Origin of the sequence: Streptomyces sp. NPDC046876 (assembly GCF_040645035.1) — a bacterium.
Classification (GTDB): domain Bacteria; phylum Actinomycetota; class Actinomycetes; order Streptomycetales; family Streptomycetaceae; genus Streptomyces.
In genome coordinates this window covers 1-8,221 of record NZ_JBEYXK010000174.1, presented here as the reverse complement: position 1 = coordinate 8,221, position 8,221 = coordinate 1, and the positions used below count along the sequence as shown (strand labels likewise).

General features: G+C 71.2%; 8 protein-coding genes. 2 read left to right on the top strand and 6 right to left on the bottom strand.

Translation table 11 applies throughout. From position 1 onward, the window contains the following. Positions 1 to 115: 115 nt before the first annotated feature. Positions 116 to 2,707 (bottom strand): ATP-dependent chaperone ClpB, encoded by a 2,592-nt coding sequence (gene clpB / locus ABZ924_RS37455; RefSeq protein ID WP_361920028.1) that lies wholly within the window; start codon positions 2,705 to 2,707, stop codon positions 116 to 118. A gap of 116 nt (positions 2,708 to 2,823) precedes the next feature. Here clpB and ABZ924_RS37450 point away from each other — a divergent pair, with 116 nt between their 5' ends. Further along, positions 2,824 to 3,237 (top strand): TIGR03618 family F420-dependent PPOX class oxidoreductase, encoded by a 414-nt coding sequence (locus ABZ924_RS37450; RefSeq protein WP_361920026.1) that lies wholly within the window; start codon positions 2,824 to 2,826, stop codon positions 3,235 to 3,237. A 174-nt stretch (positions 3,238 to 3,411) separates the two neighbouring features. Here the strand turns inward: ABZ924_RS37450 and ABZ924_RS37445 are convergent, their stop codons facing one another. Beyond that, positions 3,412 to 3,726 (bottom strand): (2Fe-2S)-binding protein, encoded by a 315-nt coding sequence (locus tag ABZ924_RS37445; RefSeq protein WP_114053450.1) that lies wholly within the window; start codon positions 3,724 to 3,726, stop codon positions 3,412 to 3,414. Positions 3,727 to 4,109: 383 nt separating this feature from the next. On the opposite strand from ABZ924_RS37445, the gene ABZ924_RS37440 reads away from it, so the two are divergent. Further along, positions 4,110 to 5,129, top strand: a complete 1,020-nt coding sequence (locus ABZ924_RS37440) for a helix-turn-helix transcriptional regulator (protein WP_361920024.1) — start codon at positions 4,110 to 4,112, stop codon at positions 5,127 to 5,129. Between the two features lie 113 nt (positions 5,130 to 5,242). Here ABZ924_RS37440 and ABZ924_RS37435 read toward each other — a convergent pair whose 3' ends face one another. The 4 genes from ABZ924_RS37435 to ABZ924_RS37420 all read right to left on the bottom strand — a co-directional run. Further along, positions 5,243 to 5,713, bottom strand: a complete 471-nt coding sequence (locus ABZ924_RS37435; protein ID WP_361920022.1) for a helix-turn-helix domain-containing protein — start codon at positions 5,711 to 5,713, stop codon at positions 5,243 to 5,245. Between the two features lies 1 nt (position 5,714). Beyond that, entirely contained in the window at positions 5,715 to 6,896 is a 1,182-nt protein-coding gene (gene dnaJ / locus ABZ924_RS37430; RefSeq protein ID WP_361920020.1) for a molecular chaperone DnaJ, read from the bottom strand. 48 nt (positions 6,897 to 6,944) lie between these two features. Continuing rightward, the gene (gene grpE / locus ABZ924_RS37425; RefSeq protein WP_361920018.1) at positions 6,945 to 7,649 is read right to left on the bottom strand and encodes a nucleotide exchange factor GrpE; all 705 of its coding nucleotides are present in this window, start codon (positions 7,647 to 7,649) and stop codon (positions 6,945 to 6,947) included. Next, on the bottom strand, positions 7,649 to 8,221 hold a 573-nt coding region (locus tag ABZ924_RS37420; protein ID WP_361920017.1), incomplete at its 5' end, for an Hsp70 family protein. The genes ABZ924_RS37420 and grpE, both read right to left, overlap by 1 nt.

The window sequence follows — 8,221 nt, the reverse complement described above, 5'->3', positions numbered from 1 at the left end:
ACCCCCCTGGCACCAACCCCGTGACCCCCCCAACAGGTGCGACCGGCACGGGGCGGACAGCCCCCGCCCCTGCGGGGGCAGGGCCGGCGGCTGCGGGGCCGGGCACGGGCCGGGGCTACAGGGCCTTGCCGACCAGGAGGTCGTCGCCGGCCACGTCGACCCGGACGGTGTCGCCGTCGCGGACCTCGCCGGCCAGGATCTCCTTGGCGAGGCGGTCGCCGACGGCCGTCTGGATCAGGCGGCGCAGCGGCCGCGCACCGTACGCGGGGTCGTTGCCCTTGTCGGCCAGCCAGGCCAGGGCGTCGGGCGTGACGTCCAGGGTGAGGCGGCGCTCGGCCAGGCGCCGGGCCAGGCGGCCCACCTGGAGCTCGGCGATGTGGGCCAGCTCGTCCTTGGTCAGGGCGGAGAAGACCACCAGGTCGTCGAGCCGGTTGAGGAACTCCGGCTTGAAGGAGGCGCGGACGACTTCCAGGACGCGGTCGCGCTTGTCCTGCTCCGAGGTCACCGGGTCCATCAGGAACTGGCTGCCCAGGTTCGAGGTGAGGATCAGGATCGTGTTGCGGAAATCGACCGTACGGCCCTGGCCGTCGGTGAGGCGGCCGTCGTCGAGGACCTGGAGCAGGATGTCGAAGACCTCGGGGTGGGCCTTCTCGACCTCGTCCAGGAGGACGACCGAGTACGGGCGGCGGCGGACGGCCTCGGTGAGCTGGCCGCCCTCCTCGTAGCCGACGTAGCCGGGCGGGGCACCGACCAGGCGGGCCACGCTGTGCTTCTCGGAGTACTCCGACATGTCGATGCGGACCATGGCCCGCTCGTCGTCGAAGAGGAAGTCGGCGAGGGCCTTGGCCAGCTCGGTCTTGCCGACGCCGGTGGGGCCGAGGAAGAGGAACGAGCCGGTCGGCCGGTCGGGGTCGGCGATCCCGGCGCGGGTGCGGCGCACGGCGTCGGAGACGGCGCGGACGGCCTCGCCCTGGCCGATCAGGCGCCGGCCCAGCTCGGCCTCCATGCGCAGCAGCTTCTGCGTCTCGCCCTCCAGGAGCCGGCCGGCGGGGATACCGGTCCAGGCGCCGACGACGTCGGCGATGTCGTCGGGTCCGACCTCCTCCTTGACCATGGTGTCCTTGGACGCCTCGACCGCGGCCTCGGCCTCGGTGGCCTCGGCGAGCTCCCGCTCCAGGGCCGGGATCTCCCCGTAGAGCAGCTTGGAGGCGGTGTCGAAGTCGCCGTCGCGCTGGGCGCGCTCGGCCTGGCCGCGCAGGTCGTCCAGGCGCTCCTTGAGCTCGCCGACGCGGTTGAGGGACTGCTTCTCCTTCTCCCAGCGGGCGGTCAGGCCGCGCAGGTCCTCCTCCTTGTCGGCGAGGTCCTTGCGGAGCTTCTCCAGGCGCTCGATGGAGGCCGGGTCCGACTCGTTCTTCAGCGCCAGCTCCTCCATGCGCAGGCGGTCGACGGAGCGCTGCAGCTCGTCGATCTCCAGCGGGGAGGAGTCGATCTCCATGCGGAGCCGGGACGCTGCCTCGTCGACGAGGTCGATGGCCTTGTCGGGCAGGAAGCGGGAGGTGATGTAGCGGTCGGAGAGGGTCGCCGCGGCCACCAGGGCGCTGTCGTTGATCTGCACCTTGTGGTGGGCCTCGTAGCGGCCCTTGAGGCCGCGGAGGATGGCGATGGTGTCCTCGACGGTGGGCTCGGCGACCAGGACCTGCTGGAACCGGCGCTCCAGGGCGGGGTCCTTCTCGATCCGCTCGCGGTACTCGTCGAGGGTGGTCGCGCCGACCATGCGCAGCTCGCCGCGGGCCAGCATCGGCTTGAGCATGTTGCCGGCGTCCATGGCGGAGTCGCCGCCGGCGCCCGCGCCGACGACGGTGTGCAGCTCGTCGATGAAGGTGATGATCTGGCCGTCGCTGGACTTGATCTCCGCGAGGACGGCCTTGAGGCGCTCCTCGAACTCGCCGCGGTACTTGGCGCCCGCGACCATCGCGCCGAGGTCGAGGGAGACCAGGCGCTTGTTCTTCAGGGACTCCGGGACGTCGCCCTTGACGATGCGCTGGGCCAGGCCCTCGACGACGGCGGTCTTGCCGACGCCGGGCTCGCCGATGAGGACCGGGTTGTTCTTGGTGCGGCGCGACAGCACCTGCACCACGCGGCGGATCTCCTGGTCGCGGCCGATGACCGGGTCGAGCCGGCCCTCGCGCGCGGCGGCCGTGAAGTCCGTGCCGAACTTCTCCAGGGCCTTGTACTGGCCCTCGGGGTCGGGGGTGGTCACCCGCCGTCCTCCTCGTGCGTCTCGGAAGGCGTCCAGCAGCTTCTTCGCCGTCGCGCCCTGGGCGGAAAGGACCTCACCGGCGGCGCCGCCCTTGGCGGCGATCGCGATGAGGAGGTGTTCGGTGGAGAGGTACTCGTCGCCGAGCTCCCCGGCCTGCCGGTCGGCCTCGGCGAGGACGGCGAGCAGGTCGCGGGTGGCCTGCGGGGGCGCCACCGTGGAGCCGGTGGCACTGGGCAGGGCGGCGAGCAGCTTCTCCGCGCCGGTGCGGACGACGACCTGGTCGGCGTCGGTGGCGGCGAGCAGGTCGGTGAGGTTCTCGTTGTCCTGGCCGGCGAGCAGGGCCAGCAGCAGGTGGGCCGGGGTCAGGTCCGCGTGGCCGTCCTTGACGGCGCGGCTGGTGGCGGCGTTCAGCGCTTCCCGGCTCTTGTTGGTCAGCTCGGCGTCCACGTGCGACTTCTCCTCTCGGGTGCAGCCCGATACCGATCACTCTGATGACTCTGACACGGTCAACGTGCGCAAAGTTGAGTCTATTCCACTCAAGGCAGGAGTCGTACGCTCTGCGCATGTCCCATGACGTACTCCATCCGACGCCCGAGTACCTCGCCTTCTGGCGGGAGCGGCACGTCTGCACCCTGACCACGCCGCGCCCGGACGGCACCCCGCACGTCGTGCCGGTCGGCGTGACGTACGACCCGGAGGCCGGGATCGCGCGGGTGATCAGCAACAAGCACAGCAAGAAGGTCCGCAACGTGCTCGCGGCGCAGGGGACGGCCCCGGGCGCGGCGCGGGTCGCGGTGTGCCAGATGGAGGGCAAGCGCTGGGCGACCCTGGAGGGGCGCGCGGTGATCCGTACCGACGAGGCGGCGGTCGCCGACGCGGTGGCGCGCTACGCGGAGCGGTACGGGCGGATGCCCTCGCCCAACCCGGACCGGGTGGTCATCGAGATCGCCCTGGACCGGGCGATGGGGCGGGCCTGAAAGGCCGTCTCAGCTCGAAAGGCCGTCCAACCCGAAAGGCCGTTCAGCCTTCACCTTTGTCCGGTTCGAATACTGGACGCGGACATCACAACGGCGCCATCGTGGTCAGGTCCACGACGGCGCCGTTGTGTGGGGGAAGCACCTGGAGCGATCTGCAACGACGGGGGAATCGCTTCAGGCACTGCGGGGGGTGGCGGTGGTGATATCGGGTTCGAAGAGCTGGTGGTCGCGCTGATCGAGGTTGACGAAGACCATGCCGTAGCGCACCTCGCAGCGGACCGGCTGCGGCGCGCCGCGGGGGCGGCGCAGGCAGCGGTACGCCCGCACGTCCTCGTCCTCCTCGCGCGTGATGACGATCGGCTGGCCGAACAAGGTGACCATCAGCGAGTCGCCGACCTGGGGGATGGCCGTGGCGAGGTCGATGAACTGCCAGCCGGAGCGGTAAGCGGAAGCCATTTCGCGGCGGAAACCGCGGTCGTCGGGGGTCATGCCGCGCTCTCCGCAGCAGAGGTGGCGGAATCGGCATCGACGGGGGCGGAGCGCCAACCGCTGTCCAGCGGGGCCTCACGCCAACCGCTGTCCTCCAGCGGCGCCGCGCGCCATCCGCTGTCCAGCGGGGCCGCACGCCATCCGCTGTCCTCCAGCGGAGCCGCCTGGGTGTCCGCGGCACCCCCTCCGGCGCCCCCCAGAGTGGCTCCGGCAAGTCCCAGACCGGCCACAGCCGAGAAGATGACGGTGGCAAGCGCCGAGCGAAGCATTCTCTTGTTCATGGTCGGCTTCGTCCTCACTTGATGAAATCCTCTCCCCCGCCTGTCAGACGATGGCTCATTCAGGCACGTCGCTGCCACAGGGACGATGCATCATGTTCTTGCATGTTCAGGACCCTGGGGGGTGGAGATTTGACCATAAACACAACAAAAGCGACACATCCCCACTCGGTCACCGACCTGTGCAGTGAGGGGGCGCGGCTCTACACCAGCGCGCTGCGGACCGGTCGCATTGCACGTGGGGACGTGAAAACGGCGCCTTGCCTGCTCGATCTGGCCCTGCTGCAGCCGGATCCTGATGACGTCAATTCACTCCGTCCGGTTCCACCGGCGGTCGCCCTCGCACAGCGGCTGCATCCGATCGAACGCGAGATCCGCGAGCGGCACCGCGATTCTCTCGAACTGTCCGAGGCGTTCGAGCCGTTTCTCGCCATCAGTGCACAGACTCCGGCCAGCACCCACGCCATCACGGTGCTGGAGGGCTTCGACCCCATCAACGCGGCCCTCAACCTCGCCACCGCCGAGTGCCACACCGAGATGCTCACCATCCAGCCCGGCGGCGCCCGCCCCAGCCTGGAGCTTACGGAAGCCCTGGAGCGCGACCAGCCGCTGACCGACCGCGGTGTCCGGATCCGGACCCTCTACCAGCACACCGTCCGCCACAGCCGCGGCACGCTCGCGTACGTCGACATCCTCAAGGCCGGCAAGGTCGAAGTCCGCACGCTGGAGGAGCTGTTCGAGCGGCTCATCATCTTCGACCGCACCGTCGCCTTCATCCCGGCCAGCGACGACCGCCAGGTCGCCCTGGAACTGCGCCACCCGGGGCTCGTGGACTACCTCATCAAGGTGTTCGAGCAGCTGTGGCACCGCGCCGTGCCGCTGCAGGAGGAGGTCACCTACCAGCCCACCCGCGGCGGGATCTCGGGCGTGCAGCGCTCCATCGCCCAACTCCTCGTCGAGGGGCACGTGGACGAGGCCATAGCCCGCCGGCTGGGCATGAACGTACGCACCTGCCGCGCCCACATCGCCAAGCTCGCCAGCACGCTCGGCAGCGGCAGCCGGGCCCAACTCGGCTTCCTCATCGCCCGGTCGGGGATCCTGGACGACGACACGGCGGCCGACTGAGGCCGGTCGGACCAGAAGGCGCAGGAGAACGTGCGAAGGCCCCGCCCGGGTTCCCGGGCGGGGCCTTCGCACGGCCTGTGGCCGTTCTGCGCGCGGTCCGCGTCTGGCCGGAACTAGTCGCCCTGACGCTTCGGGGCGGGCCGCCAGACGACCAGTGCGTTGCCCTGCACCGGCGGCTGGTACTTGACCAGGTCCCTCCGGTACGAGGCGTGCACCTGGGCCTCGCGCTGCTGGAGCACGGCCGCCGCCCCGTCCACCGCCGCCGAGAGCTCGGCGACGCGCTGCTGGAGCGCCTCGACCTGGTTCTGCAGCTCGATGATCCGCTTGATCCCCGCCAGATTGATGCCCTCGTCCTGGGACAGCGCCTGCACCGTGCGGAGCAGTTCGATGTCCCGGGCCGAATAGCGCCGGCCGCGCCCGGCCGTGCGGTCCGGGGAGACCAGGCCGAGGCGGTCGTACTGACGCAGGGTCTGCGGGTGCAGGCCCGAGAGCTGGGCGGCCACCGAGATCACGTAGACCGGGGTCTCGTCGGTGAGCTCGTATCCTCCGCCCCCGAACCGGGACTGTCGTCGGCGGCCGTCCATGTCATGCTCCCTTCGCGGACTCGAACAGCGCAGCACGCGGGTCGTCGGACTCCGTCGCGTCGCGGTACATCTCCAGTGCCTCGCGGGCCTTGTCCGTCAGGACCGACGGGCTCGGAACCGCAACCTCCACCGTCACCAGCAGGTCGCCCCGGGTGCCGTCCTTGCGGACCGCGCCCTTGCCGCGGGCCCGCATGGTGCGGCCCGTGGGGGTGCCCGGGGGCAGCTTCAGCGTCACCGGCGGGCCGCCCAGGGTCGGGACCTTGATGTCGGCGCCCAGGGCCGCCTCGGCGATCGTCACGGGGACGGTCACCGTCAGGTTGTCGTCCTTGCGGCCGAACACCGGGTGGCTGCCCACATGGACCACCACGTACAGGTCGCCCGCGGGGCCGCCGCGCTCGCCCGGCGCCCCCTTGCCGCGCAGCCGGATCCGCTGGCCGTCGGAGACGCCCGCCGGGATCCGGACCTGCATGGTGCGGGAGGACTTGGCGCGCCCGCTGCCCTTGCACACCTCGCAGGGGTTCTCCGCGATCAGGCCGCGGCCCTTGCAGTCCGCGCAGGGGTCGGTCAGCGAGAAGCCGCCGCCGCTGCCGCGCGATACCTGGCCGGTGCCGACGCAGGTCGGGCACACCCGGGGCGTGCCGTTCTTGTCGCCGGTGCCCGAACAGGCCTTGCAGGGCGCCTGGGAGGACATCCGCAGCGGGACCGTGGCCCCGTCCACCGCCTCCGCGAAGGAGAGGGTGACCTCCGACTCGACGTCCTGGCCGCGGCGCGGCTGGGTGCGGGTGCCCGCACCGCCGCCGGCCCGGTTGAACAGGCCGCCGAACACATCGCCCAGGCCGCCGCCGAAGCCGCCGCCCGCACCGCCGCCCTGGGCACCCCCGAAGAGGTCGCCCAGGTCGAAGTTGAACGAGCCGCCCGCGCCGGGACCGGGGCGGAAGCCGCCGTTCCCGAACAGCGCGCGGGCATCGTCGTACTCCTTGCGCTTCTTGGCGTCGCCGAGGATGTCGTTCGCCTCGGAGATCTCCTTGAAGCGCTCCTCGGCCGCGGCGTCGCCCTTGTTGGCGTCCGGGTGGAACTCGCGCGCGAGCTTCCGGTACGCCTTCTTGATCTCTGCCTCGGTGGCGTCCTTGGGGACACCGAGGACCTTGTAGTAGTCCTTCTCGACGAAGTCCTTCGTGCTCATCCCCGGTGTCCCTCCTCCCGTGCGCCCACGTGCTCGATCCTGCGGACGTCAGCCCTTGTCGGCTGCATCCGCGTCCTTGTCCGACGGCGTGTCGCCTTCCGCGACCGCCGAATCGGAACCCGGGGACTTCGGGGCCGCGCCCGGCTGGGGCTCGGCCACCGCGACCCGCGCGGGGCGGATCGTCCGCTCGCCGATCCGGTACCCCGGCTGCAGGATCGCCACGCAGGTCGTCTCGGTGACGTCCGGCGCATACGAGTGCATCAGGGCCTCGTGGATCGTCGGGTCGAAGGGCTCGCCCTCCTTGCCGAACTGCTGCAGCCCCATCTTGGCGGCGGCGGTCTCCAGCGATTCGGCCACCGACTTGAAGCCGCCGACCAGCTCGCCATGGTCCCGCGCCCGGCCGATGTCGTCCAGCGTCGGGAGCAGCTCCGTCAGGAGGTTCGCGACCGCGATCTCCTTGACGGCGACCCGGTCCCGCTCCACCCGGCGGCGGTAGTTCTGGTACTCCGCCTGGAGTCGCTGGAGGTCCCCGGTGCGCTCGGCGAGCGCCGTACGGGCCTGGTCCAGCTGCGCCAGCACGGCCGTGTCCTCGGCGGACCGGTCGGACTTGGCGGACTTTGCTCCGGAGTCCCCGGCCGGGGCCGCCGCCTCCTCGGAGGAGGAGTCGGCGGTCTTCGGCTCGGCGGCGTCGTCAGGGGTGGCGCCGTCGGGGACTTCGGGCTTCTCGTCGAAACCCGCGGTCTCCTCCGACATCAGTGCGCGCCCTTCGGCTTCTCGTCGTCGACGATCTCGGCGTCGACGACGTCGTCCTCGGCCTTGGCCTGGCCCGCGCCCGCCTCACCGGCACCGCCGGCGGCCTGGGCGGCCTGGGCGTCCGCGTAGATCGCCTGGCCGAGCTTCTGGCTGACCGCGGCGACCTTCTCGGTCGCGGTGCGGATCTCGGCCGTGTCCTCGCCCTTGAGCTTCTCCTTCAGCTCGGCGACGGCGGACTCGACCTCGGTCTTGACCTCGGCCGGGACCTTGTCCTCGTTGTCCTTGACGAACTTCTCCGTCTGGTACACGAGCTGCTCGGCCTGGTTGCGGGTCTCGGCGGCCTCGCGGCGGCGCTGGTCCTCCTCCGCGTACTGCTCGGCCTCCTCGCGCATGCGGTTGACCTCGTCCTTGCCGAGCGAAGAGCCGCCGGTGACGGTCATCTTCTGCTCCTTGCCCGTGCCGAGGTCCTTGGCGGTCACGTGCATGATGCCGTTCGCGTCGATGTCGAAGGAGACCTCGATCTGCGGGACGCCGCGGGGGGCCGGCGGCAGGCCGGTCAGCTCGAACATGCC

Bases quoted from the DNA above. Each gene is read 5' to 3' on its own strand.
- grpE (WP_361920018.1), bottom strand. From the start codon at position 7,649: ATGTCGGAGGAGACCGCGGGTTTCGACGAGAAGCCCGAAGTCCCCGAC.
- ABZ924_RS37450 (WP_361920026.1), top strand. From the start codon at position 2,824: ATGTCCCATGACGTACTCCATCCGACGCCCGAGTACCTCGCCTTCTGG.
- ABZ924_RS37445 (WP_114053450.1), bottom strand. From the start codon at position 3,726: ATGACCCCCGACGACCGCGGTTTCCGCCGCGAAATGGCTTCCGCTTAC.
- dnaJ (WP_361920020.1), bottom strand. From the start codon at position 6,896: ATGAGCACGAAGGACTTCGTCGAGAAGGACTACTACAAGGTCCTCGGT.
- ABZ924_RS37440 (WP_361920024.1), top strand. From the start codon at position 4,110: ATGTTCAGGACCCTGGGGGGTGGAGATTTGACCATAAACACAACAAAA.
- ABZ924_RS37435 (WP_361920022.1), bottom strand. From the start codon at position 5,713: ATGGACGGCCGCCGACGACAGTCCCGGTTCGGGGGCGGAGGATACGAG.